General features: G+C 68.2%; 16 protein-coding genes. 15 read left to right on the top strand and 1 reads right to left on the bottom strand.

Annotated elements, in window-relative coordinates:
- The first annotated feature begins 63 nt into the window (after nucleotides 1-63).
- The 15 genes from EV647_RS19945 (at nucleotide 64) to EV647_RS19870 (ending at nucleotide 17,364) form a co-directional block, all read left to right on the top strand.
- Nucleotides 64-1,236: an alcohol dehydrogenase catalytic domain-containing protein gene (locus EV647_RS19945; protein ID WP_134005022.1), complete on the top strand. Its 1,173-nt coding sequence runs from the start codon at nucleotides 64-66 to the stop codon at nucleotides 1,234-1,236.
- Between the two features lie 22 nt (nucleotides 1,237-1,258).
- Nucleotides 1,259-2,608 (top strand): serine/threonine-protein kinase, encoded by a 1,350-nt coding sequence (locus EV647_RS19940; RefSeq protein ID WP_134005020.1) that lies wholly within the window; start codon nucleotides 1,259-1,261, stop codon nucleotides 2,606-2,608.
- A gap of 104 nt (nucleotides 2,609-2,712) precedes the next feature.
- On the top strand, nucleotides 2,713-3,201 hold the full coding sequence (locus EV647_RS19935) for a CinA family protein (protein WP_134005018.1): 489 nt from the start codon (nucleotides 2,713-2,715) through the stop codon (nucleotides 3,199-3,201).
- A gap of 48 nt (nucleotides 3,202-3,249) precedes the next feature.
- Nucleotides 3,250-4,209: a TIGR03557 family F420-dependent LLM class oxidoreductase gene (locus EV647_RS19930; RefSeq protein WP_134005016.1), complete on the top strand. Its 960-nt coding sequence runs from the start codon at nucleotides 3,250-3,252 to the stop codon at nucleotides 4,207-4,209.
- Nucleotides 4,210-4,457: 248 nt separating this feature from the next.
- On the top strand, nucleotides 4,458-4,631 hold the full coding sequence (locus tag EV647_RS19920; protein ID WP_133790049.1) for a CsbD family protein: 174 nt from the start codon (nucleotides 4,458-4,460) through the stop codon (nucleotides 4,629-4,631).
- 469 nt (nucleotides 4,632-5,100) lie between these two features.
- Complete coding sequence (gene chvE / locus EV647_RS19915) at nucleotides 5,101-6,225, top strand: multiple monosaccharide ABC transporter substrate-binding protein (RefSeq protein WP_238177301.1); 1,125 nt, start codon at nucleotides 5,101-5,103, stop codon at nucleotides 6,223-6,225.
- Nucleotides 6,226-6,309: 84 nt separating this feature from the next.
- Nucleotides 6,310-7,848 (top strand): multiple monosaccharide ABC transporter ATP-binding protein, encoded by a 1,539-nt coding sequence (gene mmsA, locus EV647_RS19910; protein WP_134005010.1) that lies wholly within the window; start codon nucleotides 6,310-6,312, stop codon nucleotides 7,846-7,848.
- Entirely contained in the window at nucleotides 7,845-9,095 is a 1,251-nt protein-coding gene (mmsB, locus tag EV647_RS19905) for a multiple monosaccharide ABC transporter permease (protein ID WP_134005008.1), read from the top strand. The genes mmsA and mmsB overlap by 4 nt, the downstream gene beginning before the upstream one ends.
- Before the next feature lie 12 nt (nucleotides 9,096-9,107).
- Nucleotides 9,108-10,199: a LacI family DNA-binding transcriptional regulator gene (locus EV647_RS19900; RefSeq protein ID WP_134005006.1), complete on the top strand. Its 1,092-nt coding sequence runs from the start codon at nucleotides 9,108-9,110 to the stop codon at nucleotides 10,197-10,199.
- A gap of 48 nt (nucleotides 10,200-10,247) precedes the next feature.
- Nucleotides 10,248-11,231: a LacI family DNA-binding transcriptional regulator gene (locus tag EV647_RS19895; protein WP_134005004.1), complete on the top strand. Its 984-nt coding sequence runs from the start codon at nucleotides 10,248-10,250 to the stop codon at nucleotides 11,229-11,231.
- Nucleotides 11,232-11,350: 119 nt separating this feature from the next.
- On the top strand, nucleotides 11,351-13,015 hold the full coding sequence (gene araB / locus EV647_RS19890) for a ribulokinase (RefSeq protein WP_134005002.1): 1,665 nt from the start codon (nucleotides 11,351-11,353) through the stop codon (nucleotides 13,013-13,015).
- On the top strand, nucleotides 13,012-13,689 hold the full coding sequence (locus EV647_RS19885; protein ID WP_134005000.1) for an L-ribulose-5-phosphate 4-epimerase: 678 nt from the start codon (nucleotides 13,012-13,014) through the stop codon (nucleotides 13,687-13,689). Before araB ends, EV647_RS19885 begins: the two co-directional genes overlap by 4 nt.
- A 43-nt stretch (nucleotides 13,690-13,732) precedes the next feature.
- Entirely contained in the window at nucleotides 13,733-15,238 is a 1,506-nt protein-coding gene (araA, locus tag EV647_RS19880) for an L-arabinose isomerase (RefSeq protein WP_370343504.1), read from the top strand.
- 90 nt (nucleotides 15,239-15,328) lie between these two features.
- Nucleotides 15,329-16,099 carry an SDR family oxidoreductase gene (locus EV647_RS19875; protein ID WP_134004996.1) on the top strand — a complete coding sequence of 257 codons (771 nt, stop codon included), beginning with the start codon at nucleotides 15,329-15,331 and terminating at the stop codon, nucleotides 16,097-16,099.
- Nucleotides 16,096-17,364 carry a wax ester/triacylglycerol synthase domain-containing protein gene (locus tag EV647_RS19870; protein WP_134004994.1) on the top strand — a complete coding sequence of 423 codons (1,269 nt, stop codon included), beginning with the start codon at nucleotides 16,096-16,098 and terminating at the stop codon, nucleotides 17,362-17,364. The genes EV647_RS19875 and EV647_RS19870 overlap by 4 nt, the downstream gene beginning before the upstream one ends.
- On the opposite strand, the gene EV647_RS19865 is transcribed toward EV647_RS19870, so the two are convergent.
- Nucleotides 17,320-18,516 carry a CdaR family transcriptional regulator gene (locus EV647_RS19865; protein ID WP_134004992.1) on the bottom strand — a complete coding sequence of 399 codons (1,197 nt, stop codon included), beginning with the start codon at nucleotides 18,514-18,516 and terminating at the stop codon, nucleotides 17,320-17,322. The two genes, EV647_RS19870 and EV647_RS19865, sit on opposite strands and share 45 nt — an antisense overlap.
- Between the last annotated feature and the right edge of the window lie 72 nt (nucleotides 18,517-18,588).

Raw genomic sequence — 18,588 nt, 5'->3', positions numbered from 1 at the left:
GACGACGCGGGCACCCGGCAAACACGGGCGAAACGCTGATCGGAACCGGGACCGGAGGGCTAAGTGAAAGCGCTGACCTGGCAAGGCAAGCGGGACGTCGCGTACGGCGATGTGCCCGACCCGATCATCCAGCAGCCGACCGACGCGATCATCAAGGTCACGTCGACCGGGATCTGCGGGTCCGACCTGCACCTGTACGAGGTGATGGCGCCGTACCTCGAGGAAGGCGATGTGCTCGGCCACGAGCCGATCGGCATCGTCACCGAGGTCGGTGCGGAAGTGACCGGCCTCGCTCCCGGTGACCGCGTCGTCGTACCGTTCCAGATCGCCTGCGGGCGGTGCTTCATGTGCGATCAAGGCCTGCAGACGCAGTGCGAGACCACTCAGGTCCGCGATCAGGGGATGGGCGCGGCGCTCTTCGGCTACACCAAGCTCTACGGGCAGGTCCCGGGCGCGCAGGCGGAATACTTACGCGTCCCGCAGGCGCAGTACGGGCCGATCAAGGTGCCGGCGGGGCCGCCGGACGACCGGTTCGTCTACCTGTCCGACGTACTGCCGACGGCCTGGCAGGCGGTCGAGTACGCCGACGTGCCGCCGGGCGGGACCGTCGTGGTGATCGGGCTCGGTCCGATCGGCGACATGGCTGCCCGGATCGCGATGCACCGCAGCTGTCGGGTGATCGGCATCGACCTGGTCGCGGAGCGGCTCGAACGCGCCCGGCGGCGCGGCGTCGAGACACTGGAGTACGGCGACGACGTGGCCGAGGTGGTCCGCGAGCTGACCGCCGGGCGCGGGGCCGACGCGGTGATCGATGCGGTCGGGATGGAGGCGCACGGGTCACCGGTCGCGAAATTCGGGCAGCAGTTGGCCGGGTTGCTGCCCGACAAGGTCCAGCAGCGGTTCATGGAGACGGCGGGAGTGGACCGGCTGGCAGCGCTGTACCTGGCGATCGACGTGGTCCGTCGCGGCGGCACGATCTCGTTGGTCGGTGTCTACGGCGGGATGGCGGATCCGCTGCCGATGCTGACGATCTTCGACAAGCAGATCCAGTTGCGGATGGGGCAGGCCAACGTTCGCCGCTGGGTGGACCAGATTCTCCCGCTCCTCGGGAACGACGATCCGCTCGGGGTCGACGACTTCGCCACCCATCGCCTGCCGTTGTCGGACGGGCCTGCAGCGTACGAGATGTTCCAGAAAAAGCAGGACGGCGCGGTCAAGATCCTTTTGGCTCCGTAGCCGGGTGGGTACCGGTAGCGGGATGTTGGCAGCAGGACGGTACAGACTGGGCTCCGTCATCGGGCGGGGCGGAATGGGCGAGGTCTTCCGCGCGACCGATGAACAGCTGGGACGTCCGGTTGCGGTCAAGGTGCTGTTACCGTCCGATCGCGATCCGTGCGCGGGGGAGAGGTTCCACCGCGAGGCGCGCGCCGCGGCGAGGCTGAACGATCCGCACGTCGTGTCCGTGTACGACTTCGGCCACCACGACGACGGTTTCTTCCTGGTCATGGAACTGGTCGAAGGTCGTACGATCGCCGACGAGTTGGCCGAGCACGGGCCACTGCCGAAAGACCGGGCGATCGACATCGTCGAGCAGGCCGCCGCGGGACTGGCCGCGGCACATCGTGAGTCCGTCGTGCATCGCGACGTCAAGCCGGGCAATCTTCTGCTGGCGGCGGACGGGACCGTCAAGGTCGCGGACTTCGGGATCGCTCAGCTTCCAGGAGATGGCGCGGCAACGCTGACGGCTGGCGGCCAGATCATCGGCAGCGCGCCGTACCTCGCGCCCGAGCGTGCCAGCGGCGGTCAGGCCGGCCAGCCGTCCGATGTGTACGCCTTGGGTTGCGTGCTCTACCAGTTGGTCACGGGGCAGCCACCGTTCACCGGGGAACACCCAGCGGCGATCCTCTACCAGCACGTCGACGCCGATCCCGAGCCGCCGAGTCTGCTCCGCCCCGAACTCGGCGGACAGTTCGAGAGCGTTCTGCTCAGCATGCTCGCCAAGGATCCCGCCGGCCGTCCGTCCGCTTCCGAGATCGCCACCGGCGCGCTGCGTGCTGCGCCACCCCGTACGCCAGACCGTACGCCAGTCGCCGCGCCTGTTGGTGCGCCTGTCGGCTCGCGGCTGAAGGCGTTGCTGGCCGGGGGGATCGCGGTCCTCGCGACCACAGCTGCCGTGCTGGCCGGAGTCGTCCTGGACGACAGTGAGAAGAGGTTGCCTCCGACAACCGACGTCGGTCCGCAACCGATCGTGACATCTGGTACGCCGGAAGCGCGCCCGACCGCGACGAGAACGTCAACCTCCACAACGCGACGTACCCCGTCAGGGGCGACGAGGTCAGCTCCGGCGTCGCAACGGGTGTCGCCGAGCACGCCTGCGGCTGCCACGACCTCGACCGAGCAGTCGCCGTCGAGCGCACCCACTCGAAGCAGCACGACACGAACGCCGGAAACGCCTGCAACCGGTCCATCCTCCTCGGCCCCGCCGACGACATCCGCGAGCCCGACGCCTGACAGGCCGACATCCGGCTCCCCGGCATCCGGCACGCCGTCGCCGAGTTCCCAGGCCAGCACCACGCCATCGGCTTCGACCCCAGCCGCTCAAGACTGAGCCCGCGGGAATTCGATCGATCGCACCGAACCGACTGCCTGCTGACGCCTACCGTGGGTACCTGGCTTACGGAGAGAGGATCCTGGACGGAGGAAATCGACACCATGGCTGAGGCGGAGCCCGCAGACGAGGCCGCGACGATCGCGGACCGGGTAGCTCATGCCGCTCGGGACCAAGGGCTGACGATCGCGGTCGCGGAGTCGTTGACGAGCGGTGCCATCGCCAGCCGCCTCGGCGCGGCGCCCGACGCCAGTTCCTGGTTCGCCGGCGGTGTCGTGGCGTATGCGTCGGAGGTCAAGTTCAAGGTGCTGGACGTCGTGCCAGGGGCAGTCGTGTCCGCACGGTGCGCTGCGCAGATGGCGCGTGGTGCCGCACGGTTGATGGCTGCGGATCTTGCCGTCGCGGTGACGGGAGTCGGTGGCCCGGGGCCGGTGGAGGGCCATCCTGCCGGGACGGTCTTTCTCGCGGTCAGCTCCGGCTCGGAAGAGCAAGTCCTCGAGCATCGTTTCGACGGCAGTCCGCAACGCGTGGTGGAGCTCGCGACGCTCGCCGCCCTGCAGGCGCTGCTGAGCGCGCTGGAAGACGCCGGCTGACGCCCGCGAGCGGGTTTGCGGGGAGCCAAGGCTGGCTACCGGCCGAGAATGACGAAGCTGGGGTTCAAGTTGATCGCCGAGGCGTACGGACCACGGGAGATCGTCGCGCAGGCGGCGCGCGCCGAGGAGGCCGGGTTCGACTTCGTCGAGGTGAGTGATCACTTTCATCCGTGGGTGAGCGAGCACGAGCATTCGGGGTTCGCGTTCTCGATGCTGGCGGCGATCGCTGCCCGTACGTCGTCTCTCGGTCTGGCGACCGGTGTGACGTGTCCGTTCATCCGGTATCACCCGGCGATCGTCGCGCAGGCCGCGGCGACCATCGCGATCCTGTCCGACGGGCGCTTCACGTTGGGAGTCGGTGCGGGGGAGCGGCTCAACGAGCACGTCGTCGGGGCCGGGTGGCCGGCGGCCGCCACGCGGCACGAGATGCTGCGTGAGTCGCTGGAGATCATCCGGCTGCTGTGGAGCGGCGGATACCACTCGTACGACGGGAAACATCTGCGGCTGGAGGACGCGCGCGTCTTCGACCTCCCCGATGAGCGGCCGGATATCGCGGTCGCCGCCGGTGGTCCGGAGGCGGCTCGGCTTGCCGGTGAGCTTGGTGACGCGTTGTTCGTGACCGAACCGCGTGCGGACCTGGTTGCGGCGTACGAAGAAGTCGGTGGGCGCGGCCCTCGCTATGCCGAGGTCCCGTTGGCGTGGGCGGAGTCGGAGGATGACGCGGCGGAGTCGGCGCGGCGGCTGTTCCGGTTCGGTGTGACGGGCTGGAAGGTGCAGGCCGAGCTGCCGAATCCGGTGAACTTCGACGCCGCGACGGAGCTGGTCACCGCGGATCACATGCGTGACCAGTTCGGCTGCGGGCCTGACGTGGAACGCCATGTGGAGATCGCGCGTCCGTTCGTCGAGGCGGGTTATGACCGTCTGGCGCTGATCAACGCCGGCCCGGACATGGACGGCTTCTTCGACTTCTTCACCAAAGAACTCGGCCCCGCACTCCGCGCCCTCTGACACGACCTGACACGACCCGGCGGACGGCATGGACCGGTGTGTCGGCGGGTACCGGGAGGGGGACCGTCCAGCAGCGGGCGGGTGCTGACGGATCGCAGCGCTGGAGGCGATTGTGATCACAGTTGGTGACGTGGACACGTACTACGACTACGACGAGCGTCGATGGAAGTATCGCCGCCTGGGCGGCGGCCCCGTTCGTTCGAAGCCCGTATGTCCACAGGCGAGAGAACTGATGACGGGAGAGATCGATGGGTCTCGGAGACAAGGCGAAGCACACCGCGGAAGCGGCGAAGGGCAAGATGAAGGAGAAGACCGGCGACGCGACTGACAATCGCGATCTGCAGGCCGAAGGGCAGGCGGAGAAGACCAAGGCCGACCTGAAGCAGGCCGGCGAGAAGGCAAAGGACGCCTTCAAGGACTGACCCCTCCCGCAAGGAACTCCCGGATCCCCACTCCTCACGGGTGGGGATCCGTCGCGTTGTGCGCACCCTCCGTTCGCCGCCCGGCCCGCTGCCACGGCCAGCTCGACCAGCCGGCCGACGCCGATCCGTCTGCTGAGTCACGGTTCGGTGACGTCAGCGGTACGGCATGAGCATGCTCGGTCTGGTGAGTATGTTTCAGTTGTTAACGTGTCCATAGATGGGTGAAGACTTTCCGCGTGCCGGTCGCGGGGGCGGAGGCAATTCCTCCAGGGATCGCGCTGTGCGCGGAATGCCCTTTCCAGGAACGATGTTCGGCGATGCGTCGCCAAGGTCCGATTGATCGCCGTTACGAGAACGTGACGCGTGGATGTCTGGTTGATGTCTTGACCAACCGGAATGTGAGCGCAAACATGTGAGCGCTAACAATCCGATCGGGCCCTGGAGGGGAAGAGTAGTGAAGAAGAGGTTTGTGGCCACTCTGAGTGGGGCCTTGCTGATGCTCGGCCTCGCGGCGTGCGGCGGACAAGGAGCGGGCGCGACTACCGACACCGCGAGTCAGCAGCCCAAGGATCTGACCATCGGGGTGTCGATGCCGACACAGACGTCCGAGCGCTGGATCGCCGACGGCAAGGCGGTGAAGGAGAAGCTCGAGGCGAAGGGATACAAGGTCGATCTGCAGTACGCGAACGATGACATCCCGACCCAGTCGCAGCAGGTGGACCAGATGATCACCCAGGGCGCCGACGTGCTGGTGATCGCCGCGATCGACGGCACCGCGCTCAGCAGCCAGTTGCAGGCTGCGGCCGACAAGAAGATCCCGGTGATCGCGTACGACCGGCTGATCCGCGGCAGTCAGAACGTCGACTTCTACGTCAGTTTCGACAACTACAAGGTCGGCGTCGCCCAGGCCAAGTCACTTCTTCGCGGGCTGGGCCTGGAGAACGCGGACGGCTCGAAGGGCACCAAGACCGGGCCGCTCAACATCGAGGTCTTCGCCGGTTCGCTGGACGACAACAACACGCACTTCTTCTTCCAGGGCGCCATGGACACCCTCAAGCCGTACATCGACAACGGCACGCTGGTGGTCAAGTCGAAGCAGACCAAGCTCGAGCAGGTCGCGATCCTGCGCTGGCAGCAGGAGGCCGCGCAGAAGCGGATGGAGAACCTGCTGACCTCGAGCTACAACGACGGCGCCAAGGTGGCCGGCGTCCTCTCGCCGTACGACGGCATTTCGCGCGGCATCATCACCGCGTTGCAGAACGTCGGTTACGGTACGGCGGCCAACCCGATGCCGGCGATCACCGGTCAGGACGCGGAGATCGCGTCGGTCAAGCTGATCAACACCGGTGTCCAGAGCTCGACGATCTTCAAGGACACCCGGTTGCTGGCCGATCAGGCCGTCAACGCGTCGGTGGCGTTCCTGGAGAAGAAGGAGCCGGAGGCGAACGACACCAAGTCGTACGACAACGGCGTGAAGGTCGTCCCGGCGTACCTGCTGCCGATCCAGACCGTCTTCAAGCAGGACATCCAGAAGCAGCTCGTCGACTCCGGTTATTACACGGCCGCCGAGGTCGCCGCCGGTCAGGCGAAGTGAAGCCCGGCCGGGTCCCGGCGGTATGCGAACCGCCGGGGCCCGGCCGCGATCCGATGTGGATGGTGTGGCCGTGAAGGAGGCTGAATGAACGACGTGCTGCTCGAGATGCGGGGAATCACCAAGCGTTTCCCCGGTGTCACGGCTCTCGAGGACGTGTCACTCGCCGTACGGCGTGGGGAGATCCACGCGATCTGTGGCGAGAACGGTGCCGGCAAGTCGACCCTGATGAAGGTGCTGTCCGGCGTCTACCCGACCGGTAGCTACGAGGGCGAGATCAGGTTCGACGGAAAACCCGTGCACTTCGGTGGCATCCGTGACAGCGAAGCCGTCGGGATCGTCATCATCCATCAGGAGCTGGCCCTCGTGCCCTACCTGTCGATCGCGGAGAACATCTTTCTCGGCAACGAACGCCGCGGCCGCGGCGGGCTGATCGACTGGAACCGGGCCAACGCCGAGGCCCGCGAACTGTTGACGTCGGTCGGGCTGGACGAGAACCCCGTGTCGCCGGTGATCCAGCTCGGAGTCGGCAAGCAGCAGTTGGTCGAGATCGCCAAGGCCCTGTCCAAGGAGGTCCGGCTGCTGATCCTCGACGAGCCGACCGCCGCGCTCAACGACGTGGACTCGGCACATCTGCTCGAGCTGCTCCGGCGGCTCCGGGACCGGGGGATCACCTGCATCATGATCTCCCACAAACTCAGCGAGATCACGGCGATCGCAGACTCCACCACGGTGATCCGGGACGGAAAGACGGTCGAGACTCTCGACATGAGCTCCGGGGACGTGACCCAGCAGCGGATCATCCGCGGCATGGTCGGACGCGACATCGACAGCTTCTATCCGGACCGGGTCTCCGAGCCCGGGCCCGAAGTGCTGCGGATCGAGAACTGGACTGCGTGGCATCCGGTCCAGCAGCGCAAGGTCGTCGACGGAGCCTCCCTCAACGTGCGGGCCGGCGAGGTCGTCGGCATCGCCGGACTGATGGGCGCGGGACGCACCGAACTCGCGATGAGCGTCTTCGGGCGCTCGTACGGGCGCAACATCAGCGGCCGGCTGTACCTGCACGGCAAGGAGGTCCGGGCCCGAACCGTGGCCGAGGCGATCTCCAACGGCATCGCCTACGCCACCGAGGATCGCAAGCGGTACGGGCTGAACCTGATCGCCGACGTCCGGGTCAACGTCTCCGCCGCGGCACTCGGCAAGCTGGCCCGGGCCGGCTGGATCAACGGCAACGAGGAGATCAAGGTCGCCGAGCAGGGCCGGCGGGACATGAACATCAAGACGCGCACCGTGCTGGACACCGTCGGCACCCTGTCCGGGGGCAATCAGCAGAAGGTCGTGCTGTCCAAATGGCTTTTCACGGATCCGGACGTGCTCATCCTGGACGAGCCCACGCGCGGTATCGACGTCGGAGCCAAGTTCGAGATCTACACAATCATCAACCGGCTCGTAGCCCAGGGGAAGGCGGTCATCGTCATCTCCTCCGAACTCCCTGAACTGCTGGGGATGTGCGACCGGATCTACACGTTGTCGGCCGGACGGATCACTGGCGAGTTGCCGGTCGGCCAGGCCACCCAGGAAGACCTCATGGCGCTCATGACGATGGAGAAGGAGCTCGCCGGATGACCAGCACCGAACCAACCGCTCGACCACAGGACGCACCGGCGGAGAGCGCCCCCGCCGCCGCGCTGCACGTCGGCACCAGCGATCCGCTCACCTTGCTGACGCGCAACCTGCGGCAGAGCGGCATCTACATCGCCTTCGTCGTGATCGTGGCGCTGTTCGCGTTCCTGACCGACGGTGTCCTGCTCAGCCCGGGCAACATCACCAACATCGTGCTCCAGTACTCCTACATCCTTGTGCTCGCGATCGGCATGGTGATCCTGATCATCGCCGGCCACATCGACCTGTCGGTCGGGTCGATCGTCGCGTTGACGGGCGCGGTGTCCGCCGTACTGGTCATCCAGCACGGACAGCCGTGGTGGGTCGGCGTGGTCGCGGCCGTCGCGGTGGGTGTCGCGGTCGGGGCCTGGCACGGCTTCTGGGTGGCGTACGTCGGTATGCCTGCGTTCATCGTGACGCTGGCCGGCATGTTGCTGTTCCGTGGCCTGACGTTGCAGGTGCTGGACAACGTCTCCTTGTCGCCGTTCCCGGCCGACTACCAGAAGGTCGCCAGCGGCTTCCTGAACGGCCTGATGGGCGGGCAGGGTTACGACGCGTTCACGCTGCTGATCGCCGGGATCGCGGTCGCCGGGTACGCGGTCAGCGTGTTCCGCACCCGGTTGGCGCGGATCCGCTACCAGCAGCCGGTGGAGTCGTTCCCGCTGTTCGTGGCTCGCGTGCTGGTGGTCGCCGCGGTCGTCATGTACTTCGCCTGGCAACTGGCTCACGCCCGCGGTCTGCCGATCGTCCTGATCATTCTGGCCGTCCTCGTGATCGCCTACGGGCTGATGACGAACAACACCGTCTTCGGCCGCCAGGTCTACGCGATCGGCGGCAACCTGTCGGCCGCGATGCTGTCCGGTGTGAAGGTCCGCAAGGTCAACTTCTGGATCTTCGTGAACATGGGCTTCCTGGCCGGGATCGCCGGCGTCATCTACTCGTCGCGGTCCAACGGCGCCCAGCCCGCGGCCGGCAACATGTTCGAACTCGACGCCATCGCCGCGGCATTCATCGGCGGCGCCGCCGTCGCTGGCGGCGTCGGCACCGTGGTCGGGGCGATGGTCGGCGGTTTGATCATGGCGGTGATGAGCAACGGTATGCAGTTGATGGGTGTCGACCAGTCGACGCAGTCGGTCGTCAAGGGCCTGGTGCTGCTGCTGGCCGTTGCCTTCGACATCTACAACAAGCGCCGCGCCGGCGCCTCCCGCTGACGAAGGAGCCCTATGGATCGCCCCGTGGTGGGTTCGGGACCAGCAGATCTAGGGGCGACCCGCTCCCTCGGTATGGCGGACGTCGCCGCCCGCGCCGGGGTTTCGCACCAGACGGTGTCGAGGGTGGTCAACGCGCAGCCGAACGTGGCTGCCGCGACCCGCAAGAAGGTGCTGGACGCGATCGCCGAGCTCGGCTACCGGCCCAACAGCGCGGCCCGGGCCCTGGTGACCGGGTCGTCGCGCACGATCGGCCTCGCGATCGCCAACGTGAGCCAGTACGGACCCGCCCAGACCTTGCTCGGTCTGGAACATGCGGCGCGCGAGGCCGGCTACTTCCTGACCGTGTCGGTACTCGACGACGACAGCCCCGGCAATCTGATCGAGGCTGTCGAGCGGTTGGCGACGCAGTCCGTCGCCGCCATTGTTGCGTTGAGCACCTATGAGGGTGCTGTTCGCGCCTTGCCCGTGGTGAATCCGAGGGTGCCGCTGATCACCGTCCAGGCGGAGCGTGGCGGGCAGGACCTCGCGGTCTGGGTCGACCAGGAGACCGGCGCCGCGCTCGCCACCAAGCATCTGCTCGACCTCGGACACCACACTGTGCATCACGTGAGAGGGCCGGCCAACGCCCTCGAGGCCGACGCCCGGCAACGTCGCTGGCGGATCGAGCTCGAGTCGGTCGGCGCTCCGGTGCCCCCTGTTCTGCACGGTGACTGGTGGCCGCCGACCGGCTACCTGGCTGGTCGCGAACTGATCGCACGGCGTCGCGGGGGAGAGGAGGTCACAGCCGTCTTCGTCGCCAACGATCAGATGGCCCTGGGGCTGCTCAGCGCGTTCGACGAAGCTGGGATCCGGGTTCCGGACGACATCAGTGTCGTCGGATTCGACGACGTCCCCGAGGCGCCGTACTACGCACCGCCCCTGACGACAGTTCGGCAGGACTTCGCCGAACTGGGCCGGCGCGTCGTCCAGGCGGTCCTCGCGCGCATCGGTGGTACGTCGGTCCAGCCCGAGCCGGTGCAACCGCGTCTGATGGTCCGCAGTACGACCGCCCCGCCACAGGCTGCTCGGCCGGGCATCCGGGGATCAGCGGCGCCGCGCACCTAGTATTTCCCCATGGCGAGAGCAAGCGAGGGGCTTGGGCGAGCTCCGAGCATGACCGATGTGGCCGCTGCGGCAGGCGTCTCGCACCAGACCGTATCCCGGGTGCTGAACGGATCGGAGCTGGTGCGGGACGAGACCCGCACCCGCGTGCTGGCGGCGATCGCCGAGTTGGGCTACCGGCGCAACAACGCGGCCCGGCTGCTCGTGACGAACAGGTCGCACCGCATCGGGATGATCTCGGCTCATCTGGTGCTGCACGGGCCGAGCATGATCGCTGTGTCGGTCCAGGACGCCGGCCACAAGGCGGGGTACGACGTCTCGCTCGTCGCGGTCGAGGACTTCACGGCGCAGTCGCTCCGGGAGGCCGTCGATCGCCTGCTCGACGAGGCGGTTGAGGCGATTGTCGTTGCCGTCGCCCATCGCGAGGCACTCGGGCAGGTCAGGTCCCTCGAGATGCCCGTACCCCTGGTCGTCGTCCAAGGCGTGAGCGACGGACAGCGGATGGCGGTGGGAATCGACCAGGAGGCGGGTGCCTGCCTGGCGGTGGAGCATCTGCTCGACCTCGGCCACCGCCACGTCGCCCATGTCACCGGGCCGCTGGAGTGGGTGGAAGCCGGCCAGCGGCGTGCGGGCTGGCGGAGCGCGCACGAGCAGCGCCATGTTCTGCCCGGACCGGAGCTCTCCGGCGACTGGTCGCCGGAGAGCGGGTACCAGGCGGGTCTGCGGATCGCCGAGGATCCGGACGTGACGGCGGTCTTCGTGGCCAACGACGGGATGGCCATCGGGTTGATGTACGCCTTGCACGAGAAGGGCCGCGACGTCCCCGGTGAGATCAGTGTCGTGGGATTCGACAACGTGCCGGAGGCGCGGTACCTCTGGCCGGCTCTCACGACCGTCGACCAGGAGTTCTCCCTGCTCGGCCGGCGAGCTGTCGAGTTGACCCTGCGGGCGCTCGGCGGTGAGGTCGATCCGTCGGCCGAGCTGATCCGTCCGGCACTCGTCGTACGCGACTCCACGGGACCACCGCGGTACTGACAGTTAGCGCTAACAGGCACTGTCCGAATGGTCGTTGGCGTTGTTGACAAGCTAGAATGTTAGCGTTCACAATCTCGGCACTGATGCTGTTCCTGCGCATCATCAGAGAGGATCTGTGCATGAGCCCCGAAGACCAGTACGTCGTCGGAGTCGACTTCGGTACGTTGTCCGGCCGCGCTGTTGTCGTTCGCGTGAGTGACGGGGCCGAGCTCGGTACCGGCGTCCACGAGTACGCGCACGCGGTGATCGACGACCGGCTGCCGGCGACCGGTCTGCGGTTGCCGCCGGAGTGGGCCCTGCAGGTCCCCGACGACTACCGCGAGGTGCTCAGGACCGCCGTCCCCGCGGCGATCGCCGCGTCCGGGATCGACCCGGCGCGGGTGATCGGAATCGCTACCGACTTCACCGCCTGCACGATGGTCCCGTGCCTCGCCGACGGTACGCCGCTGAACGAGGCCGACGGGTTCGCGGACAGACCACATGCGTACGTCAAGCTGTGGAAGCACCACGCCGCGCAGTTGCAGGCCGACCGCATCAACGAACTCGCCCGCGAGCGGGGCGAGGACTGGCTGCCGCGGTACGGCGGATTGATCTCGTCGGAGTGGGAGTTCGCCAAAGCGTTGCAGATGTTCGAGGAGGACCGCCCGCTCTACGACCGGATGGAGCGCTGGGTCGAGGCGGCCGACTGGATCGTGTGGCAGTTGTGCGGGCGCTACGTCCGCAACGCCTGCACCGCGGGCTACAAGGGCATCCTGCAGGACGGCCGGTATCCGTCGACGGACTTCCTCGAGGGCCTCGCGCCCGGTTTCGGGCGCTTCGTCGAGGACAAACTGGAGCACCCGATCGGGCAGCTCGGCTCCGCCGCCGGACCGTTGACTGCCGAGGCAGCTGCCTGGACCGGCCTCCCTGAAGGGATCGCGGTCGCCGTCGGGAACGTCGACGCGCACGTGACAGCGCCCGCGGCGCAGGCAGTGGATCCGGGGCAGATGGTCGCCATCATGGGTACGTCGACGTGTCACGTGATGAGCGCGGACGCGCTGCGTGAGGTGCCCGGCATGTGCGGTGTTGTCGATGGCGGCATCATCGCGGGCCGCTGGGGCTACGAGGCCGGCCAGAGCGGTGTCGGCGACATCTTCGGCTGGTACGTCGACAACGCCGTACCGCCGTCGTACCACGAAGCTGCTGCCGCCGCGGGGGAGTCGTTGCACGAGCACCTGACGAGGCTCGCGGCCGATCAGGCGGTAGCCGAGCACGGGCTGGTCGCGCTCGACTGGCACAGCGGCAACCGGTCGGTGCTCGTCGACCACGAACTCTCGGGACTGGTCGTCGGCCAGACGTTGGCGACTCGCCCCGAGGACGGCTACCGCGCCCTGCTCGAGGCGACCGCGTTCGGTACCCGCGTCATCGTCGAGACGTTCGCGAACAGCGGCGTACCGGTCAAGGAGCTGATCATCGCCGGCGGGCTCGCGAAGAACGCCCTGTTGATGCAGATCTACGCCGACGTCACCAGGCTTCCGCTGTCGATCATCGATTCCGAACAGGGGCCGGCGCTGGGTTCGGCCATCCACGCGGCGGTCGCCGCCGGTGCCTATCCCGACGTCCCGACGGCGGCCAAGAGCATGGGCAAGGTCCGGCGCGGCGTCCACCTCCCGGACGAGGAACGGGCCAAGGCCTACGACGAGCTGTCCGAGCTGTACCTCGAACTGCACGACTACTTCGGGCGGAACACCAAGTTGATGCGGAAGCTGAAAGCGATCCGGCGTAGGGCGGTGGAGACCAAGTGAGCGCGATCGCGGACGTTGCCGACACGCTCACCCGGCTGCGGGCCGAGGTGTGTCAGCTGCATGCGCATCTGCCTGCCTACGGGCTGGTGGTGTGGACGGCGGGCAACGTCTCCGCCCGGGTTCCCGGACACGACCTCATGGTGATCAAGCCGAGCGGGGTCGCCTACGACGAGCTGACACCGGAGCACATGGTTGTCTGCGACCTCGACGGCAAAGTCGTCGACGGTGAGCACGCGCCGTCCTCGGACACCGAGGCGCAGGCCTACGTCTACCGGGAGATGCCGGACGTCGGCGGTGTGGTGCACACCCATTCGCCGTACGCCGTCGCGTGGGCCGCGCGCGGCGAAGCGATCCCGTGCGTCACGACGATGTGTGCCGACGAGTTCGGCGGCCCGATCCCCGTGGGGCCGTTCGCGATCATCGGAGACGACTCCATCGGCCGCGGCATCGTCGAGACGCTCCGCGGCTCGCGTTCGCCCGCCGTGCTGATGCAGAACCACGGCGTCTTCACCATCGGGCCGACCGCCAAGGCCGCCGTCAAGGCGGCTGTCATGTGTGAGGACGTCGCCCGGACGGTGCACCTCGCCCGGCAACTCGGCGAGCCGATCCCCATCGACCAGTCGTACGTCGACCAGCTCTTCGACCGCTACCAGAACGTCTACGGACAACGATGACCGCTGCTCTGTGCTGGTCAGATCCCGGAAGGACCGCATGACTGTGAACACCACTGAGACCGCTCGCGAGGTCTGGTTCCTGACCGGCAGCCAAGGCCTGTACGGCCCTGGCACCCTCGAGCAGGTCGCCGAACAGTCTCAGGCGGTTGCCAAGCGTCTCGCCGAAGCCGGCCTGCCCGTGGAGATCGTGTGGAAGCCGGTGCTGCTCGACGCCGATGCGATCCGCCGGCAGATGCTGGCGGCGAACAGCGCGCCGGAGTGCGTCGGCGTCATCGCGTGGATGCACACGTTCTCGCCGGCCAAGATGTGGATCGCCGGACTCGACGCGCTCCGCAAACCGCTGCTGCACCTCCACACGCAGGCCAATGTCGCGTTGCCCTGGTCAACGATCGACATGGACTTCATGAACCTCAACCAGGCCGCCCACGGCGACCGCGAGTTCGGCTACATCCAGTCCCGGCTGCAGGTGCCGCGCAAGACCGTGGCCGGGCATGTGGAGTCTGCTTCGGTCCAGCAGCGGGTCGGGCACTGGGCTCGTGCGGCGCTCGGCGTCGCCGAACTTCGCTCGCTCAAGCTCGCGCGCTTCGGCGACAACATGCGCGACGTCGCCGTGACCGAGGGAGACAAGGTCGAGGCGCAGTTGCGGTTCGGCGTGTCGGTCAACACCTACAGCGTCAACGAGCTCGTCGCAGCGGTCGACGGCGTCTCGGGTGACGAGGTCTCCACCCTGGTGGACGAGTACGTCGAGACGTACGCCGTCGCACCCGAACTGCTGCCCGGCGGCGAGCGGCACGAGTCGCTGCGCTACGGCGCACAGATTGAGCTGGGGCTGCGATCGTTCCTGACCGACGGCGGGTTCGGAGCGTTCACCTCCAACTTCGAGGATCTGGGCGGACTCCGCCAGCTGCCTGGTCTGGCCGTGCAGCGGCTGATGGCCGACGGCTACGGATTCGGCGGTGAGGGGGACTGGAAGACCTCTGTGCTGCTGCGTGCCAGCAAGGCGATGGCCGACGGGCTGCCGGGCGGCACGTCCTTCATGGAGGACTACACGTACCACCTGGTGCCGGGGGAGGAGAAGATCCTCGGCGCCCACATGCTCGAGGTGTGTCCGTCGCTCACGTCGGCCCGCCCGTCGCTGGAGATTCACCCGCTCTCGATCGGCGGCCGCGAGGATCCGGTCCGGCTGCGCTTCACCGCCGACCCGGGAGACGGTGTTGTGGTCGGGATCGCCGACCTGGGCGACCGCTTCCGGCTCACGGCCAACGTCGTACACCTCGTCGAGCCGGACGAGGCGCTCCCGCGGCTCCCGGTCGCCTGTGCGGTGTGGAAGCCCGAGCCGTCCCTGTCTACCTCGGCCGAGTCGTGGCTGGTTGCCGGCGCACCGCATCACACGGTCCTGACGACCGCCCTCGACCGGGAGGTCTACGAAGACTTCGCCGACATGCTGTCCGTCGAGCTGGCCGTCATCGACGCGTCGACCACCGTGCGCGAGTTCCAGCGCGAACTCCACTGGAACGACGTCTACCACCGCCTCAGCAGAACCCGCTGAAGGAGGTTGATCTGCGCCATCAACCCGTGATGCAACTGCCGTCGGGCCCGCCTGGTGCATGGTGGTGGGAGGACGCGGGTAGGAGGTGCTATGCGGCTGGGCGGGAAGGTTGCGTTGGTGACTGGCGGGTCCGCGGGGATCGGGGCTGCTGTGGTGGAGCGGCTCGCTGCGGCTGGGGCCCAAGTGGTCGTACATGGACGCGACGCTGAGCGGAGCGCTGCGGTTGCCGAGAGGGTGGGCGGTGCCGTTGTGCTGGGAGATCTGGCTGTGCCTGGCGTGGCGGCCGAGGTCGCCGAAGCGGCGATCGCCGTCCACGGGCGTGTCGACGTCCTGGTCGCGAATGCCGGCGCCGGCTGGTCGGGGCCGTTCACGAAACTGAACGGCGACGAGCTCGAGCGGCTGGTCATGCTCGACCTGCTCGCACCACTGCACCTGGTTCGTTGCCTCCTTCCCCCGATGATCGAGCGGCGGAGCGGTCACATCGCGCTCGTCGGGTCGGTCGCCGGGCGTACGGCGGTCGCCGGCGAGGCCTTCTACGCCGCCACCAAGGCCGCTCTGGACATCTTCGCTGAGAGCCTCCGCCTGGAACTTCGTGATACCGGTGTCGGTGTGAGCCTCATCGTCCCCGGCGTCGTGGACACCGCGTTCTTCACCGCCCGCGGCCGGCCGTACGAGCGGAAGCGCCCCCGCCCGGTGTCCGCAGCCACAGTCGCGCAGGCGCTGGTCGATGGCCTTGCCAACGACCGCGCAGAGGTCTGGGTGCCGGGCTGGCTCCGCGTCGCGCCGGCCGTGCGTGCGTTGGCGCCCGGCCTCTACCGACGACTGTCCGCTCGGTTCGGCGAGCAGGCGCCGGGGAGATGAAAGGCACCGTCGTAGCGTCCGCGGACGCTTTCTTCCTGCACATCGAGCGTATGGGCGCAGCGCAACATGTCGGCGGTGTCGTCGTCCTCGAACCCACCGATCAGCGACCCACGCTCGACGAGGTCCGGACTCTGGTGGCCAGTGACTTCGCGCGACTGCCACGAATGCATCAGCGCCTCGCACCGCCGACGCGCTGGCGCCGTCCGCGCTGGGTCGAGGCGGAACACGTCGACCTCGATTGGCACGTAGTCGAGCACCGGTCGCCTGCTGGGTACACCGGCCTGCTGCGGCTCATCGGCGATCTGGCGGAACAGCCGATGCCGCGGGACCGGCCGCTGTGGCGGATCGTGCTCGTTCGCGACGTCGGTCCCGACGGCGCCGACGCCCTGGTTGTGCTCGTTCACCATGCGATTGCCGACGGCATCGGAACGGTGCTGCAGGCCATGAGCCTCTTCGAGCCTCGCATTTCGATCGCCGTGCCGACCGGTCCCAGGCCCCGTCGACCGGCACGTGCGGCGGCCATCGCGGCCGGTCTGGCCCAGCTGGCGACCGACGGCACCGCGAAGCCGTTGCCGGGCGGCTCGTTGCGCCGCGACTTCGCGACGGCCGACGTCCAGTTCGACGTCGTACGACGGATCGCGGCAACCCGGGGCGTACGGGTCACAGACCTGTTGATCGCACTCCTTGCCGACGGCGTGCACGCTGTGTCGCCAGGGCTCCCGCGGACAATGCGGTTCTCCGTGACGACCATGGTGCGGACGCCGGACAGCGCGGCGGAAGGCAACGCGACCGCGGCGGTCATCGTCGAGGTTCCGGTGGACGGGAGGCCGTTCGACGAACTGGTTGCCGAGGTCGCCACGCGGACCGCCCGGCTGCGGCGGCCCACGCGGGCGCTCGCGTCGCGGTTCGTGATGGCGACCGGGCTGCGGGTCGTACCGGAGCCGTTCGCGGAGTGGTTCGCGCGCACCGTGTACGGTCCACGATTCCTGCACGCAGTGGTCTCGAACATGCCCGGTCCGACGGTCCCGATGACGTTCGCCCACGTCCCGCACCGCAGCGCATACCCGATCCTGCCGCTGGTGCCGGGTACGCCGCTCGCGGTTGGTGCGCTGAGCTGGTCCGGCGTCCTCGGCATCGGCCTGGCGACCGACCCCGAGTTGATCGACGGTACGGCGCTGGCCGCTCATGTGCAGCGGAGGCTCCGGGAGCTGAGTGCCGGGTCAGGGCCCCGGCCACTCGAGGGCCAGGAAGAGGCGGGCGCGTGAGTCCGGGTCGTCCAAGCGGTCGCCGTACAGGGTTCTGAGCCGCGCCATCCGGTACCGCACTGTCTGGGGGTGGATGCTCAGCTCGTCTGCGATCGCGTGCCGGTCGCCGAAGTGTCGCAGCCAGCTGGCCAACGTCTGTGCGAGCCGCTCGCGGGCGGCAGCGGTCTCACCGGCGAGTGGCGCGAGCATCTCGTCGCGGAGCGCGGCGACCAGGGCCTCGTCGCGCCACACGATCAGCGCGTCCAGGTGCTCGTCGGCGAACACCGGGTCGTCGGAGAGTACGCCGGTACTCCGCAGCCGGACCGCGATCCGGGCGATCTCCAGGCTGCGCGGAAGTTGCGCCAGGGCGACGGCGTTGCCGACCACCGCGCCCATCCCGGCGAGCTCGCGACCGAGCTGCAGCCGGCGTCCCGGACCCGACGGTTCCGGAACGATCGCGCCGACCAGCAGGCCGTTGCGCCGGATCGGCAGCGCGCCGGGCTCGAGCCGCGCGACCAGCGTGCCCGCGGGCTGGTGGTCGCCGCCGTAGATGACGACTGCGGCGGTCTCCGGGATCCGCCAGGCCGCCTGCCGTGCGGCGGTGCGGATCGCTTCGGTACTCGCCCGGCCGGACAGCAGCAGGCTGGCCAGCTCCTCGCGACGCCGCTCCCGGGCCAAGGCATCGTCGAGCTGTTCCTGCAGATAGCCGTTCGCAGCCGAGAAGGACAGTTGGTTGACGAAGACGAACACCGAGTCCGCCAGCGCGGCGAGATGGTCCGGCGCGAACTCCAGCCGCAGCGCAGTGGCCGCGACGTGCCGCCACGCGACCCGAGCACCGAGCTGGAAGGCGGTGAGCAGCCGGGTCAGATCGGTGCCCTCTCGCAGCTGGCGGCGACCGATCTCCTCGAACACCTCGCGGACGCCTCCGTCAGCCCGTTCGGCGTGGTCGAGCGTGGTCTGCCCCGGGCTGCTGAGGTTGGCGATCGACATGTCGAGCAGGCGGTGGACGAACAGTTCCGCGGGCCCGAGCACGACGTCCCGGTCGGTGTCCAGGAACGCCGCGTAGTCCGGCCAGTGCTCGGCCAGCCGGTCGCGGACCTCGTCGAGCAGATCAGGGAGGCCTGTGAGCAGAGCCGCCTCGAGGCCGGCGCGGTCGAAGGTGGCGATGGTCATGCGATGACTCCCACCGAGAAGCTCAGGGAATGCGCATCGAGCCAACTGTAACGCGGTGACAAATTCCGGTCG

This window comes from Kribbella sp. VKM Ac-2566 (genome assembly GCF_004366005.1).
Classification (GTDB): domain Bacteria; phylum Actinomycetota; class Actinomycetes; order Propionibacteriales; family Kribbellaceae; genus Kribbella; species Kribbella pratensis.
This window is presented reverse-complemented; position numbering and strand designations above follow the sequence as displayed.